Source organism: Phaeocystidibacter luteus, from assembly GCF_008933115.1.
Classification (GTDB): domain Bacteria; phylum Bacteroidota; class Bacteroidia; order Flavobacteriales; family Schleiferiaceae; genus Phaeocystidibacter; species Phaeocystidibacter luteus.
The window spans coordinates 161,421-179,006 of the sequence record NZ_WBVO01000007.1; the positions used below are offsets into that span (position 1 = coordinate 161,421).

Here is a 17,586-nt window from a genome sequence, read left to right on the forward strand (position 1 = left end):
GGTCATGAAAAAGTACGCAACCCTCCTAATTGCATTCTTGTTTTCTCTTGCACTCAAAGCGCAAAGCGACACGATTAACGCTTCAACTCTACTTTGGTGGGAGCCGATGCATTCCGATAGACCAGGTGCTACTTTTGATGCCCAACATGTTCGACAAGGCGTGTTGATTCAAGGAGGATTCTCAGCTCAGTTCTTGGAAGATGGACACAATCAAGGCTTCGCGTCTACCATCCGATTTGGTACGTGCATCGGAGAATTCAATGTCACCTTAGGCGGATCGGCTGCTCTTCAGGATTATTTGGTTGATAATGAAGTGACTTTTGGCGCCGGATACACAGATAATAGACAAACGATCATCGGAGCCCGCTACCGCTATGGATGGAAGGTGACCGAACAGTTTACCGCCGGGGTGATAGCCGGTGTTTCAGGAGGACTAGATCGCCTGGAGCAATACTATGTGAGCCGTGATTTCATTCCAGATACAACAGCATTCGATACCCTTTCAAACAAAACGAGCTCATTCGTTTATGGAGGACGATTTGGCATCAACCTCGCCTATCAGCTAAACGACAACTGGAGCATCAGCTCCAGCATTGGAATTGTGAATAGAGACCTTGAGTTCAATCCTACCCGAGCTACTACCACACTGAACCTTGGCTACTCCACAGGCAGACTTGGACTGTTCGTCGAGGGTTTCATTACCGATTGGGAAAATGGCAATGCAAGGTTTGTCACAGGAGCGTCTTATTTGATTCACAGAGATTTGCAACTCGACGCCTTTGTTTCTACACCATTTGATGATTTCAGCAGCGCACAACTTGTGTCGAATGTGGGCTTCACCTTTTGGTTGCGATGAAAATCCTCTTAATTGACACGACCCACCCTGTCCTGCCCACACTTCTGGGCCGTGCTGGATTTGACGTAGTCGATGGGACAGCTTGGCCAGAAAAGAAAATTCACGAACACCTCCCTTCTATGGATGGTGTCGTAATCCGCAGTAGAATCCCTGTTCAAGAAGAATTCTTCGCACATGCGAAAAGTTTGAAATGCATTGGCCGCTTTGGAGCCGGGCTGGAAAACATCAACCTAGAACTTGCTCAAAAGCACGGAATTATTTGTCACAATGTTCCAGAAGGCAACCGACAAGCCGTTGGAGAACACACCACAGCCCTATTGCTCAATCTGCTTAATCACATCAGAAAGGCAGACGCAGAGGTTCGCAATGGAATTTGGGATCGACATGGGAACACAGGCACAGAACTCTCTGGAAAAACCATTGGCATCATTGGTCTTGGAAACATGGGACAATCATTCGCGAAAGTCCTGGGAGGGTTTGATGTAGATATAATCGCCTACGACCCCTACATTGAAAAATGGCCTGCGAATAACGTTCGAAGTGTGAGCTTGAAAGAGCTCTGTGACACCGCTGATGTCATTAGCATTCACACTCCCCTCACCGATGAAACCAGGGGATGGATTGACCGCATTTTTTGGAAGAAGGTTGTGAAACCTGTCTACTTCCTCAATACCGCTCGAGGTCCAATTGTGAATACGGAAGATTTGCTAGTGGCTATTCAAGAAGGGACCGTGCTTGGGGCCGGATTAGACGTGCTCGAATTCGAGAGCAAGTCCTTCAAGCTAAACCACGACTCGAACCCCGTACTGCAGGAACTCTTAAGTTCGGAGAAAGTGATTCTTACTCCACATGTGGGTGGGTGGACGACCGAAGCTTTTCAAAAAATGGGAGAGCTGCTCGCTCAAAAAATGATTCGAACCTTAAACGGTTAAGGCTGACGTTTTACCTCGTTCTTCGTGGCTTCTTCCAATTCCTCTAAAACAGGCTGAATAGTCTGTTCAGGCAAATCGTTGATGTCGATATACATGAAGCCATCAATCGAGTTGTTGAACTTAGGATCAACATTGAAGCACACAATTTTCGCATTCTGCTTGATGTACTTCTTGAATAGTACAGGGAAACGCATATTTCCCGGCTCTACCTCATCGATGAATCGATCGAACTTATTCAAATCTTCACCCGAAGTGTTTCGGATAAACTTCTCATCATCATCACTCAAACGAACGCGGAATTCCTTTCTCGGGTGAACATACTTGCCCAATTCCTTATCAAAAAAGTGGTGTTGCACGTAGGCAATCATCATTGCTTTTGAGAAGGTTGAAAATTGATTCGATATGCTTACACACCCCGTTAGGTAGCGCACCTTTTCAGGGTTTCTTAGAATAACGTGAACGATGCCTTTCCACAAAAGAAATAGCGGCATCGGCTTTTGCTGGTATTCTTGAACGATAAAAGCTCGGCCCATTTCCAATGATTTTTGGAAGATTGGATAGGCTTCTTCTTCAATCTTAAACAGGCTCTGAACGTAGAATCCCTTGATGCCATTTCGGGCATACAGGTCAGCACCCATACCTAAACGGTAAGCTCCAACGATCTTTTGCTTTTCATTGTCCCATAGGAATAAATGAAGGTACTCTAAATCGTAATCGTCTATATCCGTTTCGTCGTTTGTGCCTTCCCCTACTGCTCGGAAAGTTATCTCGCGAAGACGACCAATTTCCCTTAAGATGTTGGGGATATCCTTTGCTTCGCCACAAAAAACTTCGAAAGTGCGGAACTCCGTCATCCTTCCGCCATTCTCGCGAAGGTTCTCAATCTCATCCCAAATGAGATGTTGAGGAGTAGCGTCGATAATTTTCGCTGGCTCTTTTGGAGTCCTGGCCACAACTTTGCGTAAGCGCTCTAGTCGGGAAGGATCTTCCAGAGGTGAAGACAGGCGGTATGTTCGCTCTCTCAGGAGGCAGTTCACTTCATGTGAACTCTTGCAGTTCTCCATTTCTGATTTCTCAACCGGCTTGCCAACGCGAACCAAAATCTGCTTGTTTCGCTGGGTTAAGAGCTCACTTGGCAACTTGGCGGTTTGGAGTGTTGATGACAGTGAAGAAAGCAGGTAAAAAAGAGGCGAATTCTTAGCCTTGAAGTAAATAGGAACAACCGGAACACCCATCTTCTCGATGAGCTTAATAGCCCCTTCTTGCCATTCACGGTCAATCACCTTGCGTTCACCAAACTTATAGGCACTCACCTCGCCTGCCGGAAACATCCCGAGTCCATGACCTTCCTTCAGGTGCTTGATTGCTTCCTTCAGACCAACCGAACTGTTGTAAGCTTCCTTTCGATTTTCAAACGGGTTGACAGCAAAGAATTGGTCTGACAACGGCTCTATCTTCTTGAGAAGAAAGTTTGCCATCACCTTGAAATCTGGGCGAACCAGCGAAATAAGTTTCAGGAGAACAAGTCCGTCAATGCCACCAAGTGGATGATTGGAGACCGTAATGAATGGTCCTTCTTTCGGAATGCGTTTTAGCTCGTCCTCGAAGTAGGTAAATTCTACATCTAGTGCGTCGAAAACTGCATCTATGAATTCAATTCCACTTTTATCACCAAAGCGAGCGTAGAGCTCATTGATTTCGGTAATTTTTGTCAGGTCCATAACGACACCTGCTAACCAGCTCATTCCGAGCTTGTCTAGCTTAGCCGCTTTGGCGAGATCTTCTTTGGCTACGAGTTGTTTGGTGGTATCCATTCCAGAACAAATGTAGTAAATCAGGTGCTTCTTTAAGCTGCGTCATCTAGAACCCTGATCCATTTGTCCAAGTTATTCTTTTACAACGAATTGATGGGTGTGCCTAGTCACCTGCTCCAAGAACACCTCACCTTTACTTCGAATAGATGCGGTGGACTTTTCGTCGTAGTGTCGTACGGTATACAAACACAGATCTGTATTGTGTTTTACTACAAAATCTTCTCGCAGTTTCTCCAATAAATCATTCAACAAGATGGGATCATGATTTATGGAGAACGAGCTACTCACGGCGGAGTTCTGCATCAAATTGACCGCAATGCCCAACTCGTGAAAAGTGTTGTAAATCTTGCTGAGGTGATCTTCAACTATAAAAGCGAGATCGCGGGTACTTAGCGTAATGAGTGCCTGCTGTCCCTTTCGGATGAAGCAAGGCGACATCGGGTGCAGCAACTTTCCCTTCTGGATAACCGTGCCGGGCTCATCTGGATTCACAAAACTTCTCACCCTCAATGGAATCTCCTTACGCTGTAAGGGTTGAATCGTTTTTGGGTGAATGACTGAAGCTCCATAATATGCCAACTCAATCGCCTCACGAAACGAAATTGTTTCAAGTCGAATGACATCGCTAAACACCTTCGGGTCGCCGGTAAGTACTCCGGGAACGTCTTTCCAAATGCACACCTCCGAAGCGTCTAGCACGTAAGCCAGAACAGCTGCGGTATAGTCGGACCCCTCTCTTCCTAAGGTAGTGGGCGTCCCTTCCGCAGTAGCTCCTAAAAAACCTTGAACGATGTGAATTCCTTCTGGAGCAACTGATTTTCTCACCACATCTTCCGTTACCGTAAAATCTACCGTAGCTCTTCTGTGATGTCCATTTGTAATGACCAACTCTTGCGCGTTATGCCAGCGAGAGTTAAGTCCGGCATCTAATAATACAGCTTGAATAATTTGGGTTGAAAGGAACTCTCCAAAACAGATAAGTCGGTCATACACTGCGCCGTACGACTCCCCAGAATGGAGCGCAGCGCGAGTGCGAAGTTGATTGAAATACCCCTCAAGAGTTTCCCAAACGGGGTGATTCTCTGAAAAGAGCTCTTCGCCAATCACTCGGTGAAAATCGACCACAACCTGAATACTATTGTGAATGCGAGATTCATCGTTGGCCATCACTGCCGCAACAACCTCTTCCAGGGCGTTTGTCATTTTACCCATCGCCGAAACAACCACTACCATCGGTTCTTCCGCGTAGTTTCGGATAATGTTAACCACGTTCTGCACGGCCTGAGCATCTTTTACTGATGCACCACCAAACTTGTAAACTCTAAACACGTCGCTCATGAAAGAAGCGCTTTAATCTTTTCTGAATATTGATAGGAGAACGATTGAATCGATTCAGCATACATGCGGCATTGCCACCACTCTTTCTCTATACTCGCTCCTATTTTTTGATAGAATTCTACCGCCGGAGTGTTCCAGTCAAGAACCTCCCACCCCAGTCTTCTACACCCTCTTTCCGCTGCCGTAGCAATGATAGCTTCGAGAAGCATGCGTCCAATTCCGTAGCCTCGGTGCTCTTTTTCAACGATTAAATCTTCGAGATGAATGTAGGGACCCTTCCAAGTGCTGTACCGTTCATAAAACAGTGCCATTCCAACGGTCTTTCCATCCAGATCGGCAAGAAAAACTTCGAATTTGCTGGCTTCATAATCGCGTACCAAATCATCCTCCGTAACCTCAACGGCATCGGGCTCTCGCTCGTAAACAGCTAATAATTGAATCAGATGAAGAACGGATGACATATCCGTTGCAGCGGCGCGCCTTAGCTCAATGCGGGTTGATTCCATTGTACTTCTATCTGATCGCGCAGAAGATCTTGAACTTCTTGTCTTCGTCGAATCAAGTGGAACTGTCCGTTGTGATGAAAGACCTCCGCGGGTAAGCGTCGGCTGTTATAGTTACTCGCCATCGACATCACATAGGCTCCGGCATTTTTAAATGCCAGGATATCACCTTGACGGACTTCCGGAAGTGGTCGATCCCACGCGAAAGTGTCTGTCTCACAAATGTAACCGACTACAGAATAAATACGCTGTTTCCCGTCGGGATTTGTGAGATTTTCAATGTGATGATACGAATCGTAGAACATGGGACGGATGAAGTGATTTAGACCACTGTCAACACCAACGAATACAGTGCTGGTAGTTTGCTTTATCACTTGCGCAGTGGTAAGGAACGTTCCCGCTTCTGACACGAGGAACTTACCGGGCTCAAAGATGAGCTCAAGTTCACGTCCATACTCCTCGCAAAAGTTTGCAAAGAGGTCACACATCTGTTCGCCCAACTCTTCAATGTTGGTTTCTAGGTCGTCTGGACGATAAGCCACCTTGAAGCCCGAACCAAAATCAACGTATTCAAGATGTGGGAAATCGAGGGCGAGATCCAATAAGATCTGTGCTCCGCGCAAGAATACTTCAACGTCAAGGATCTCGCTCCCCGTGTGCATATGCAATCCATCAATGCGCAAGTTGTAGTGATCTACTATGCGATGTAGATGACGCATTTGATGAACTGAAATTCCAAACTTACTGTCGATATGACCCGTAGAAATCTTTGAATTCCCTCCCGCCAAAATATGCGGGTTGATGCGAATGCCCACAGGAACTCTATCTCCATAGATAGCCCCGAGTTCTTCAAGAACTGTGAGGTTATCTACGTTGATATGTACGCCTAATCGGATCGCTTCCTCGTACTCGGCGAGTCCAACACTGTTGGGTGTGAAGAGGATATCTTGAGGGGCAAATCCGGCGTGTAGTGCAAGTTGTACTTCCTCAATCGAAACAGCGTCGAAACCAGCACCCAATTCATGGATGTATCTCCAAACATTGATATTATTCAAAGATTTACCCGCAAAGTGAATTCGCGTTGCACAACGTTTAAAGGCGCTGCGCAAACGATGATATTGACGGTCGATTACCGCCGAATCATAAACAAATAGCGGTGAACCGTGCTCTTGCACTAGCTGCGCCGCCATCTTTGCGTTCCATTCAATTGCTTGCTGACTCATTCTCTGTCATGATTTTAGGGCTGCAAATGTAAATCGACAAATAGCCTTGCACAACCTTTTTCAACTCGTTGAACTATTTTATAACATTCTGTACTATTTTTAACAAGTCCAAGGAATGAATTCGATAGCCATCTCCTCTTGCGGCGACGATGTTCAATTCCCCAAGCATCGCTATCTTTGTCGAGCTCAGAAAAATCCCGTCATGAACAGACCCGTAACTCTTGGAGAATTCATTGTAGAAAAACAAAGCGAATTCCCATACGCCACAGGCGAACTCTCGCAACTCCTTACTTCTATCCGACTTGCTGCAAAAGTGGTTAACCGCGAAATCAACAAAGCCGGATTGGCTGACATTCTCGGGGCCATCGGTTCTGAAAATGTACAGGGTGAGAATCAGATGAAGCTAGATGTATTCGCGAACGACACTTTTATCAACGCCATGCGCGCTATGGGTGAGGTTTGCGGTGTAGGCAGCGAAGAACTCGAAGACTTCATCAGCTTCAATGACGAGATTCACAAAGAAGCCAAATACGTGGTTTTGATGGATCCTCTCGACGGATCATCGAATATCGACGTGAACGTTTCCGTAGGTACCATCTTCTCTATCTACCGACGTGTTACTCCAGTGGGAACACCCGTTCAGCTAGAAGATTTCCTACAGCCAGGAAACAAGCAAGTGGCCGCAGGGTATGTGGTTTACGGATCATCTACCATGTTGGTATATACTACAGGTCATGGCGTAAACGGATTCACGCTCGACCCTTCAATTGGCGTGTTCTGCCTATCGCATCCGAACATGTGTATTCCAGAAGAAGGAAAAATATACTCTGTAAACGAAGGAAACTATGCGCACTTCCACGGGGGCGTAAAGAAATATATCAAGTATTGTCAGGAAGTGGATGAGTCGACCAACCGCCCGTACACTTCACGATACATCGGTTCCCTTGTTTCCGACTTCCACAGAAACTTGTTGAAAGGTGGAATTTATATCTACCCGACGGGAACAAAAGCCCCGAAAGGAAAGTTACGCTTGCTATATGAATGTAATCCGTTGGCCATGATTGCCGAACAGGCAGGTGGAAAAGCCAGCGATGGAATCAATAGAATCTTGGATATCCAGCCAGAGGAGCTTCACCAGCGTGTGCCTTATTTCATTGGATCACCCAAAATGGTAGAAACTGCCGAGGCCTTTATCCGAGCCGAAGAGCACTAAAATTTGAACGCGAAAGATATACTCTCGCTTTACGCCGAAAATGAAACTGTACAACAGTGGATTTCACTGCTCCGAGACACCCCCAGTGGTAACGCTCTCGGACTAGACGGCGTACCCGGATCCCTCCTTTCTGTCATTGCCGCAACCTCTTATGTCTCCGATGATAAGCCTCTGCTTCTCGTTCTAACAGACAAAGAAGAAGCCGCCTATATCCTAAACGACCTCGAGAAGCTCGTCAAGGACCGCGACGTGCTATTCTATCCAGGTTCGTATCGCCGACCTTACGAAGTCGATGGCACGAACAACTCCAACGTTCTCCTACGAGCAGAAGTGCTGAACCGCATCTCGAATCGCAGAAAAGCTCCGTTGATGGTGTCCTATGCCGAAGCCCTCTTCGAGCAAGTCATCACCAAAAAGGAACTGCGCGCCAATACACTTCAGGTAAAGGTTGGAGAAAAACTAGGTGTTGATTTTTTAAATGAAACCCTATTCGCATATCATTTCGAAAGAGTTGATTTCGTCACCGACCCCGGACAATTTAGTATCCGAGGCGGTATAGCCGACGTATTCAGCTTTGCACACGATCACCCGGTTCGAATTGAGTTCTTTGGTGATGAAGTGGAATCCATCCGAACATTCGATGTAGAAACGCAACTTTCCATCGAGCAAATAAAGCGGATGGAAATAGTGCCAAACGTTGAAAACAAAAAGGTACTTGAATCGCGTGAGAGCTTCCTGGAGTACATTCCAGAAAAGACCTCCGTTTGGGTTAAGGATATCAGCACTACAGGGCAAATACTCGACAAACTCTACGCCAAGGCAGAGGAAATATTTGCGACACTTTCTACCGATATCAAGCATTACAAACCGTACGAAATGTTCCTCCGAGGCGAGGATTTCAAGCGCAACTTGGAAGCTTATACAGTCGTGGAGTTCGGAGCAAAAACTCACCCCGTTCGCGAACGGATACAGTTCAACGCCCAGCCTCAACCTAGTTTCAACAAGAATTTTGATCTCTTAAAGGACACGTTGAATGCCAACAGTTCTAAGGAGATGACGAACCATATTCTATGTGGAAGTCAGCAGCAAATTGAGCGCTTCCACTCTATTTTCGAAGACCTCGAAGCCGATGTGAAATTCACCCCCATTCTCGGTGCCCTGCATGAGGGATGGGATGATCCAGATCGGAAATTGGCATTCTACACCGATCACCAAATCTTTGAACGATATCAACGCTTTAGGTTAAAAACCGGCTTTGAGAAAAAGCAAAGCATCACGCTCAAAGAACTGAACAGCCTTCAGTACGGCGACTTTGTAACACACATCGATCATGGAATCGGGAAGTTTGGCGGACTGCAGAAAATTGATGTCAATGGAAAGACTCAAGAAGCCATCAAGCTCATTTATCGAGACAGTGATGTGCTCTACATTTCCATTCACTCACTTCACAAAATTTCGAAGTACAATTCGAAAGATGGCGTCGCGCCAGTTGTGCATAAGCTCGGTTCACCCGCATGGAGCAACCTGAAGAATAAGACAAAACGAAAGGTCAAGGAAATTGCCTACGACCTCATTCAGCTCTACGCAAAGCGAAGGAGCGCCGAAGGTTTCTCATTCTCGCCCGACAGCTACTTACAGCACGAGTTAGAAGCTTCATTCTTATACGAGGACACGCCTGATCAGTTCAAGGCGACCCAAGATGTGAAGGCCGACATGGAGAAAACCATTCCAATGGATCGTCTAGTTTGCGGCGACGTTGGATTCGGCAAAACCGAGGTGGCCATTCGCGCGGCATTCAAAGCGGCAGCTGATGGAAAACAAGTTGCGGTTCTCGTCCCAACAACCATTCTCGCTTTCCAGCACCACAAGACTTTCTCAGAGCGACTTAAAGATTTTCCCGTTCGGGTGGATTACCTGAATCGATTCAAAAGCACGGGCAAAACACGCCAGACTTTGAAAGATCTTGAAGAAGGAAAGGTGGACATCATAATCGGCACCCATAGATTGGTAGGGAAAGATGTGAAGTTTAAGGACCTAGGCCTTCTCATTATTGATGAGGAACAGAAATTTGGTGTTTCCGTAAAAGATAAGCTGAAGACCTTGCGCGTGAATGTCGATACGCTCACCCTTACCGCCACCCCAATCCCGAGAACACTTCAATTCTCATTGATGGCGGCGCGCGACTTGAGCGTAATTAACACTCCTCCTCCAAATCGCCAGCCTATTGAGACCGAAATTGTCGGCTTCAACGAAGACGTCATCCGCGATTCCATTATGTATGAGGTGAGTCGAGGTGGACAAGTATTCTTCATTCACAATCGAATTCAGAATATTCGTGAGGTAGCTGGAACATTACAAAGGCTCTGTCCCGATGTGCGCTTTGGCATCGGACATGGTCAAATGGAGGGCAAGAAACTCGAAGATCTCATGCTGCGCTTTATGGAAGGCGAGTTTGATGTCCTCGTTAGTACAACTATCATCGAAAGTGGACTTGACGTTCCGAATGCGAATACCATCATTATTAATCACGCGCAGAACTTTGGATTGAGTGACCTTCACCAGATGCGTGGGCGTGTTGGACGAAGCAACAAGAAAGCATTCTGTAAACTCATCGCTCCGCCGTTGGGAAGTCTTCCAGATGAGTCCCGGAAACGACTTAGAGCCATTGAGCAATTCTCCGATTTGGGAAGCGGTTTCAAGATTGCCCTTCGTGACTTGGAGATTCGCGGTGCAGGCGACATGCTAGGAGCTGAACAGTCTGGCTTCATTACCGACATGGGTATCGAAGCGTATCAAAAAATTCTCGCCGAAGCCGTAGAAGAACTGAAAGAAACTGAGTTCAAAGACCTCTATAACGAGGAGTTGAAAGAGGGCAAATACGTCAAAGAATGTCAGCTTGATACCGATCTCGAACTTCTCATTCCCGACAATTACGTCAACAATATTGAGGAGCGACTCCGCTTGTATCAAGATCTCGACAGCTTTGAGACCGAGCAGGAACTCCAAGATTTCCGCGAGGGACTAGAAGACCGTTTTGGCGAACTTCCACGTGAAGTGGACGACCTCATCACATCTATGCACTTGCGTTGGATGGGGCAAAAACTTGGCTTTGAAAAGATCGTATTGAAGATGGGCAAGTTCATCGGATACTTCCTATCGAAACCAGAAAGCGAATACTTCGAATCACCGATTTTCCACAGCATGCTGGCCTTTACTGCACAACAGCACAAGCGTGCTCAAATGAAGCAACGCAAGGATAGATTGAGCCTGGTAATCAACAAAGTAGAAACCATCTCGGACGCTATGGAATTGCTTCAACCGTTGATTCCACAAGAGATGGTGATGGAAAAAACTTCAAGCGAAAACCAATGAATCAGCAGGAATTTGCACGTCGTCTAAAGGAGCAGATTCTTCAGCTTCAAAAGGAAGTAGAGAACGCCTTTTACTTTATGGAAGCTGAAGAGCTCAACATGAAGCCAAGCGAAAAATCTTGGAGCATCCTGCAATGTATCGAGCACCTCAATCTCACCAACGCCTATTACGTAAAGGCGGTAAATCGTGCTATTGCCAAAAACACCTATCCAGATGCCTCAACCGAATCTTATAAGATGGGCACCTGGGGTAAATTCATGACCGAAGCCATGCGTCCAAAAGGAGGTAACATTCGGTGGAAGATGAAAACCTTCCAAAAACTTCGTCCCCTTAACGAGGTAAACCCTAAGGCTCGACTTGTAGAACACGTGGTTTTCGAAAAATTCAATGAGGACATGTCCGCCTTACTCGCTGCTCTAGAAGACGCACCAAAAGCCCCTTGGAAGAAGGTGAAAATCAAGACCTTACTCGGCGGTATGCTCAAATTAAGACTTGGTGATGCTATTGCCTTTGTGATTGCTCACTCGCAGCGACATGTTGAACAGGCAATGAAAGTGAAGCGAGCCATGCACGGATAACTTGTTGAATGCCGATTCTATGGCTACCTTAGGGACCATAACCAATAATGACTATGGATTCCCTATTAGAAGCCATCGAGATCAACAAGAGCTACGAAGGTCATCGTGCTCTTTCTGATTTAAGCATACAGATCCCACGCGGGAGCATATACGGTTTGCTCGGTCCCAACGGAGCCGGTAAGACAAGCTTCATTCGAATCATCAATCAAATTACAGCGCCAGATTCTGGTAAAATCTTGTTCGACGGTCATCCGCTGAAACCGGCAGACATCGCTCGAATTGGCTATTTACCTGAAGAGAGAGGACTCTACAAAAAGATGACTGTAGGCGAACAGGCCCTCTATCTTTGTCGGCTTAAGGGCTTAAGTCAGAACGACGCCAAAACTCGATTGAAAGAATGGTTCGAACGGTTCGAAATTGAATCGTGGTGGAACAAGAAGATTGAAGAATTGAGCAAGGGCATGGCCCAAAAGGTTCAGTTCATTGTCACCGTTTTGCACAAGCCCGACTTGCTAATTTTCGACGAACCATTCACGGGATTCGACCCCATTAACACCGAATTGATCAAGTCGGAGATTCGTCGGCTCAACAAAGAAGGTGCGACTATCATTTTCTCCACACACCGAATGGAGAGTGTGGAAGAGATTTGTGACCACATCACGCTCATAAACAAGTCGAAAAAGGTATTGGAAGGCCCATTGAAAAAAGTGCGCGACGACTTTAGGACCAATACGTTTAAGATAGCTTACACGGGAGATGCCGAAAAGGTGACCTCAACGATTTCTCAGAACTTTGAGTTGATTGATGATCACGCATGGCACGACCATCGCGAGGCAACGGTGAAACTTCCAGAGGGAACGGCACCGAATGCTCTCTTGCAATCAGTTCTCCCAATCGCGGTAGTAGATCACTTTGAAGAAGTAATTCCAAGCGTAAATGACATTTTCATCCGCATGGTTCAAAAAGGCTCAGCATCATGAATAAGACTTGGCTAATTATCCGACGCGAATTCCTCAGTAGGGTTCGCAAGCGTTCTTTCCTTGTGATGACGCTGCTTGGTCCGATTCTATTTGGCGGACTTATGGTTGCTCCGGCACTTGTTGCGTCAATCCCAGACGGACCAAAGGGCATACTGATTCTGGATGAAAGCGGGTTGCTCTCTGAATCTGGAATTCAATCTGATGACAAACACGAGCTTCGCTATTTGCGTCCTTTGGAATACAATAAGGAATCTGCTCTAGCCCTACTGAAGGAAAAAGAAGAGTACGACGTGCTATTTCATGTACCGCTCAGTGAATCTGGGGATCCTGACTTTTGGAAGAGGAATGCCGCGCTTTATGGGAAAGAAGACGTTTCCTTGGGCCTTGAAAACTACGCTACGGACGTATTAGAAAAGGCCATCCTTGAGCATAAGCTCTTGGCCGAAAACGTAGACCCTGCGGTTGTGGCAAATGCTAGAACGAAAGTGGATTTAAAGACTTTCAATTTATCTGAAAGCGCTGAGCGTGAATCGGCTACAGAGATTAAAATCGTCGTTGGATATGCTGCTGGCTTCTTCATCTACATCTTCATTTTCCTGTACTCCGCCCAAATCATGCGAGGGGTTATTGAAGAGAAAACAAACCGAATCGTTGAAGTCCTAATCTCATCTGTTCGCCCATTCCAAATGATGATCGGAAAGATCTTCGGAATTGGTAGCGTGGGTGTTTTGCAATTCGCCATTTGGGTGATCTTGTCAATCGTCATCTTCCAAGTAGCGAGCTCGGCATTCTTGGATACTCAACTGGACCCTGAGCAGATTGCCGCTGGAGCTGAGGTTTCGACAAAAGGTTTCGACATCATTGGTCAGATTGAAAGCCTCCCGCTTTACACCATCCTATTTGGTTTCTTATTCTTCTTTGTTGGCGGTTACCTCCTCTATGGGGCGCTATTCGCTGCGGTGGGAGCTGCAGTAGATTCAGAAACGGACACACAGCAGTTTATGGCGCCGTTGGCTATTCCTTTGGTGCTGGGGCTAATTGTAAGCTCCAACGTAATTGAAAACCCACATTCCGACTTGGCCTTTTGGTTCTCCGTAATTCCATTCACTTCGCCAATTGTTATGATGGTAAGGATTCCATTCGATGTTCCAGCTTGGGAACTCGCCTTAAGTATGGGAATGATGATCATAGGCTTCCTTGCGACCACCTGGTTTGCAGGAAGAATCTATAGAGTTGGCATCTTGATGTATGGCAAGAAAACCAGCTACAAAGAACTTTGGAAATGGATTCGATATAATCCTTCATAATGGAAGAGGAAGTAAACAACAAGAGCGACTGGACGTCGTCCATCTCCGATATTCTAGGATGGTCGCTTGACTTCTCCATTGGCGAGAGAAACTTCTCCATTTCGCTTTTGGATGTCTTGATGATTCTCGTCATCATCATCCTTACACGAATCATTATTTGGTCGATTAAAAAGGCCTTGAACACTCGTGTAACACACAACAAATTAGACAAGGGTAAGGCGTACGCCATCAAGCAGATTGTCACGTACCTCTTCTGGACCATATCCATCGTTTACATGTTGGATTATGTGGGCGTCAAGATCACAGCACTCCTCGTTGGTTCTACCGCTCTATTCGTAGGACTTGGACTTGGATTACAAGACACATTCAAAGACTTTGTAGCCGGCTTCGTCATCCTCATGGAGCGAACCGTTACCGTTGGGGATATCGTAGAAGTTGACGGTGTTATTGGCCGTGTACTCGAGGTAGGGCTTCGGACGACATTTGTTCAGACAAGAGATGATATCTATCTAATCATTCCGAACCAGAGATTGACGAATCAACAAGTCATTAACTGGAGTCAGAGCAAACGAGTCACCCGCTTTTCTGTCTCGGTTGGAGTAGCCTACGGCTCAGACACCAAAAAGGTAAAAGAGCTGTTATTGGAGGCTGTGAAAGAGCACACTATGGTTGCAAAGAATCCTGACCCCATCGTCCACTTTAGAGATTTCGGGAACAGTTCATTGGATTTCATGGTGCATTTCTACAGCAGCAATTTATTCCGAATTGAAACGGTGAAGAGCGATATCCGGTTTACGATCGATCAAAAGTTTAGGGAAAATGGAATTACGATTCCATTCCCGCAGCGCGACCTTTGGATAAGAAATTGGCAAGAAGCGGGAAGAGATGAAGCGCCGAAATCAACAAAAGAGACAGACGAATGAAAATCGCCATCATTGATCTTGGCACCAACACCTTCAACCTTCTAATTCGAGATACGGAAACAGGTCAGACCCTTTACAACAACAAGATTCCGGTGAAGCTCGGCAGCAAGGGCATTACTTCGGGCAAGATTGCCGATGATGCATTTGACCGTGGACTGGAAGCGATGATCTCTCACAGGTCAACTGCTTCAGACCACAATGCCGACGTCATTCTCGCCTTTGCAACGTCAGCCGTACGAAGTGCGAGCAATGGAAACGATTTTGTTGAGGCGGTTTTTGAGGCTACTCAAATCAAGGTTGAAGTAATTGGCGGGATGCGCGAGGCAGAACTCATCTTTAAAGGCGTTCAGCAGGCAGTTGAAATTGGTGATGACCCCGTTCTGATCATGGATATTGGCGGCGGGAGCACGGAGTTCATTTTGGGAAACAAGCACGAGGTCTTCTGGGCCAACAGCTACGAATTAGGTGTTACGCGATTGTTGGACATGTTCTCACCTTCTGACCCGATTAAACCAAATGAAGCCATGGCTGTACGCCAGCACTGCGAATCGGTTTTGGGAGACTTACTTGAGGCCTATACAGAGCACCCGGCAAAGATGCTCATTGGCTCTTCAGGCTCATTCGACACTTTGTACGACATACTCGCATTGAGACATCATCGCGCCCCGCTTCAGGCTGGACAAATTAGTGGAAGCTTTGATGAAGGAGAGTTGAGAATTCTCATCAACGATTTAGTTGGGATGACCACGGAAGAGCGGTTGCAAGTACCCGGTATGTTGGAGATGCGCGCTGAAATGATTCACCTTGCAGGTATCCAAATCGCTTTGGTATTGGATTTGCTGAATACGGAGAAAATCCGACTATCAACCTACGCCCTCAAGGAAGGGGTGTATGCCGAACGAACAAAAAAATAAGATGGCGAACATACTCATCATAGAAGACGAACAGGCGATTCGCCGAGTACTGCGAAATATCCTTTCCGAAGAAAACAAAAGCTTTGTAGTTGAAGATGCCGAGAACGGCAAGGCTGGTCTCGACAAAATGGCCGAAACCAACTTCGACCTCGTACTCTGCGATATTAAGATGCCCGGCATGGATGGCATCGAAGTACTGGACCAAATCATTGCGAAATACCCCGACACTGCGGTGGTAATGATTTCGGGTCACGGTGATATCGAGACCGCCGTAGACTGCATAAAGAAAGGAGCCTACGACTTCATTTCGAAGCCGCCTGATTTAAATCGACTTCTCAACACAGTTCGCAACGCACTCGACCGTCACCAATTGGCGACGGAGGTGAAAGTGCTCAAGAAAAAGGTGAGCAAGAAATACGAGATGATTGGCAGTTCTTCTGCGTTGGCGGAAGTGCGCGAAATGATCGACAAGGTAGCCCCTACCGAAGCACGAGTGCTCGTTATGGGTCCGAATGGTTCCGGTAAAGAACTCGTTGCTCATCACATTCATGAAAAAAGCGAACGCTCAAAGGCACCGCTCATTGAAGTGAACTGCGCGGCTATACCATCTGAGCTCATAGAAAGTGAACTTTTCGGGCATAAAAAAGGAGCCTTCACCTCAGCAGTGAAAGACCGAAAGGGAAAATTCGAACTCGCAAATGGCGGTACGCTTTTCTTGGATGAAATTGGCGACATGAGTCTTTCAGCCCAGGCGAAAGTGCTACGTGCGCTCCAAGAGAATAAGATTACTCCTGTTGGCGGCGACAAAGAAATCAAGGTTGATGTGCGCGTTGTTGCAGCCACAAATAAAGACCTTCAAAAGGAAATTGCAGATGGCAAGTTCCGTGAAGACCTCTACCACCGATTGGGAGTGATTGTCATTCGTGTGCCGGGCTTAAACGACCGCAAGGAAGATATTCCAGAGTTGGCTGACCACTTCGGCTCTAAGATTTCAGAAGAGCAAGGAATTGCTCCGAAGACCATTAATGAGAAGGCGGTTGCGGCATTGCAGGACTTCGATTGGTCAGGAAACATTCGCGAGTTTAGAAACGTGATGGAGCGCTTGTACATCCTGGGAGGCACCGAGATCTCTGAGGCAGATGTACAGCGATACGCTCGGAAATAGACCACAACAGCATATTCTCATTGAGAATGAAGTTCTAATTGAACTCGAACAAAACGAATGGAAGCCGATCCGAGAGGGTCGGCTTTTTTCATGGCAACATATTGATAACGTTCAATCGCATTCAAACCCCTTTCCCAATTCCCGGATTTATCTACCTTTGTCCGCAATTCAAAGAAAACGAACCATGGTGCCGAAATTCCTCTTAGGGGACAACACAGATTTTCCGGATGCGATTTTCATCGTACACACCGAGTTCCCTCGTTTCGTGCTCAATCTTGAGAACGATGAGGTGGAATGGTTCGACGATATTTCAGGAGAAGATAAAGATGATGTCACCTCAGAGGTTAGTACCCTCATTGAAGAAGCGGAAGAATTCTACCAGCGGGAGGTAGACCGCTATCAGCAAAATTCTTGATATCAATCATATTATATATGAATCCCCGCTCAACAGCGGGGATTTTTTTTGAC

At 46.5% G+C, this 17,586-nt stretch carries 15 protein-coding genes; 11 read left to right on the forward strand and 4 right to left on the reverse strand.

Features of this window, described 5'->3' with window-relative positions; translation table 11 throughout:
• Positions 1-4 precede the first annotated feature (4 nt).
• Both F8C67_RS09835 and F8C67_RS09840 read left to right on the forward strand, forming a co-directional pair.
• On the forward strand, positions 5-856 hold the full coding sequence (locus F8C67_RS09835) for a hypothetical protein (protein ID WP_151667665.1): 852 nt from the start codon (positions 5-7) through the stop codon (positions 854-856).
• Positions 853-1,788 carry an NAD(P)-dependent oxidoreductase gene (locus F8C67_RS09840; RefSeq protein ID WP_151667666.1) on the forward strand — a complete coding sequence of 312 codons (936 nt, stop codon included), beginning with the start codon at positions 853-855 and terminating at the stop codon, positions 1,786-1,788. The genes F8C67_RS09835 and F8C67_RS09840 overlap by 4 nt, the downstream gene beginning before the upstream one ends.
• Here the strand turns inward: F8C67_RS09840 and F8C67_RS09845 are convergent.
• From F8C67_RS09845 to lysA, 4 genes are all read right to left on the reverse strand, one after another.
• Positions 1,785-3,602: a lysophospholipid acyltransferase family protein gene (locus F8C67_RS09845; protein WP_151667667.1), complete on the reverse strand. Its 1,818-nt coding sequence runs from the start codon at positions 3,600-3,602 to the stop codon at positions 1,785-1,787. The genes F8C67_RS09840 and F8C67_RS09845 overlap by 4 nt on opposite strands.
• Before the next feature lie 72 nt (positions 3,603-3,674).
• Complete coding sequence (locus tag F8C67_RS09850) at positions 3,675-4,940, reverse strand: aspartate kinase (protein ID WP_151667668.1); 1,266 nt, start codon at positions 4,938-4,940, stop codon at positions 3,675-3,677.
• A complete protein-coding gene (locus F8C67_RS09855; RefSeq protein WP_151667669.1) occupies positions 4,937-5,446 on the reverse strand; it encodes a GNAT family N-acetyltransferase in 510 nt (169 codons plus the stop codon). Before F8C67_RS09855 ends, F8C67_RS09850 begins: the two co-directional genes overlap by 4 nt.
• Complete coding sequence (gene lysA / locus F8C67_RS09860; protein WP_223277548.1) at positions 5,422-6,666, reverse strand: diaminopimelate decarboxylase; 1,245 nt, start codon at positions 6,664-6,666, stop codon at positions 5,422-5,424. Before lysA ends, F8C67_RS09855 begins: the two co-directional genes overlap by 25 nt.
• A 202-nt stretch (positions 6,667-6,868) precedes the next feature.
• Here lysA and fbp point away from each other — a divergent pair, with 202 nt between their 5' ends.
• From fbp to F8C67_RS09905, 9 genes are all read left to right on the forward strand, one after another.
• Positions 6,869-7,879, forward strand: a complete 1,011-nt coding sequence (gene fbp / locus F8C67_RS09865) for a class 1 fructose-bisphosphatase (protein WP_151667670.1) — start codon at positions 6,869-6,871, stop codon at positions 7,877-7,879.
• Positions 7,880-7,882: 3 nt separating this feature from the next.
• Complete coding sequence (gene mfd, locus F8C67_RS09870; RefSeq protein ID WP_151667671.1) at positions 7,883-11,251, forward strand: transcription-repair coupling factor; 3,369 nt, start codon at positions 7,883-7,885, stop codon at positions 11,249-11,251.
• Positions 11,248-11,829 (forward strand): DinB family protein, encoded by a 582-nt coding sequence (locus tag F8C67_RS09875; RefSeq protein ID WP_151667672.1) that lies wholly within the window; start codon positions 11,248-11,250, stop codon positions 11,827-11,829. Before mfd ends, F8C67_RS09875 begins: the two co-directional genes overlap by 4 nt.
• 53 nt (positions 11,830-11,882) lie before the next feature.
• Entirely contained in the window at positions 11,883-12,809 is a 927-nt protein-coding gene (locus F8C67_RS09880; protein ID WP_151667673.1) for an ABC transporter ATP-binding protein, read from the forward strand.
• Positions 12,806-14,116 carry an ABC transporter permease gene (locus tag F8C67_RS09885; RefSeq protein ID WP_151667674.1) on the forward strand — a complete coding sequence of 437 codons (1,311 nt, stop codon included), beginning with the start codon at positions 12,806-12,808 and terminating at the stop codon, positions 14,114-14,116. The genes F8C67_RS09880 and F8C67_RS09885 overlap by 4 nt, the downstream gene beginning before the upstream one ends.
• Entirely contained in the window at positions 14,116-15,039 is a 924-nt protein-coding gene (locus F8C67_RS09890; protein ID WP_151667675.1) for a mechanosensitive ion channel family protein, read from the forward strand. The genes F8C67_RS09885 and F8C67_RS09890 overlap by 1 nt, the downstream gene beginning before the upstream one ends.
• Entirely contained in the window at positions 15,036-15,953 is a 918-nt protein-coding gene (locus F8C67_RS09895) for a Ppx/GppA phosphatase family protein (RefSeq protein ID WP_151667676.1), read from the forward strand. Before F8C67_RS09890 ends, F8C67_RS09895 begins: the two co-directional genes overlap by 4 nt.
• Before the next feature lies 1 nt (position 15,954).
• Positions 15,955-17,118: a sigma-54-dependent transcriptional regulator gene (locus tag F8C67_RS09900; protein WP_151667677.1), complete on the forward strand. Its 1,164-nt coding sequence runs from the start codon at positions 15,955-15,957 to the stop codon at positions 17,116-17,118.
• Positions 17,119-17,305: 187 nt separating this feature from the next.
• Positions 17,306-17,533 carry a hypothetical protein gene (locus tag F8C67_RS09905; RefSeq protein ID WP_223277549.1) on the forward strand — a complete coding sequence of 76 codons (228 nt, stop codon included), beginning with the start codon at positions 17,306-17,308 and terminating at the stop codon, positions 17,531-17,533.
• Positions 17,534-17,586: the final 53 nt, after the last annotated feature.

Coding starts and splice junctions, on each gene's coding strand:
- F8C67_RS09835 (WP_151667665.1), top strand. CDS start 5: ATGAAAAAGTACGCAACCCTCCTAATTGCATTCTTGTTTTCTCTTGCA.
- F8C67_RS09840 (WP_151667666.1), top strand. CDS start 853: ATGAAAATCCTCTTAATTGACACGACCCACCCTGTCCTGCCCACACTT.
- F8C67_RS09845 (WP_151667667.1), bottom strand. CDS start 3,602: ATGGATACCACCAAACAACTCGTAGCCAAAGAAGATCTCGCCAAAGCG.
- F8C67_RS09850 (WP_151667668.1), bottom strand. CDS start 4,940: ATGAGCGACGTGTTTAGAGTTTACAAGTTTGGTGGTGCATCAGTAAAA.
- F8C67_RS09855 (WP_151667669.1), bottom strand. CDS start 5,446: ATGGAATCAACCCGCATTGAGCTAAGGCGCGCCGCTGCAACGGATATG.
- lysA (WP_223277548.1), bottom strand. CDS start 6,666: ATGAGTCAGCAAGCAATTGAATGGAACGCAAAGATGGCGGCGCAGCTA.
- fbp (WP_151667670.1), top strand. CDS start 6,869: ATGAACAGACCCGTAACTCTTGGAGAATTCATTGTAGAAAAACAAAGC.
- F8C67_RS09875 (WP_151667672.1), top strand. CDS start 11,248: ATGAATCAGCAGGAATTTGCACGTCGTCTAAAGGAGCAGATTCTTCAG.
- F8C67_RS09880 (WP_151667673.1), top strand. CDS start 11,883: ATGGATTCCCTATTAGAAGCCATCGAGATCAACAAGAGCTACGAAGGT.
- F8C67_RS09885 (WP_151667674.1), top strand. CDS start 12,806: ATGAATAAGACTTGGCTAATTATCCGACGCGAATTCCTCAGTAGGGTT.
- F8C67_RS09890 (WP_151667675.1), top strand. CDS start 14,116: ATGGAAGAGGAAGTAAACAACAAGAGCGACTGGACGTCGTCCATCTCC.
- F8C67_RS09895 (WP_151667676.1), top strand. CDS start 15,036: ATGAAAATCGCCATCATTGATCTTGGCACCAACACCTTCAACCTTCTA.
- F8C67_RS09900 (WP_151667677.1), top strand. CDS start 15,955: ATGGCGAACATACTCATCATAGAAGACGAACAGGCGATTCGCCGAGTA.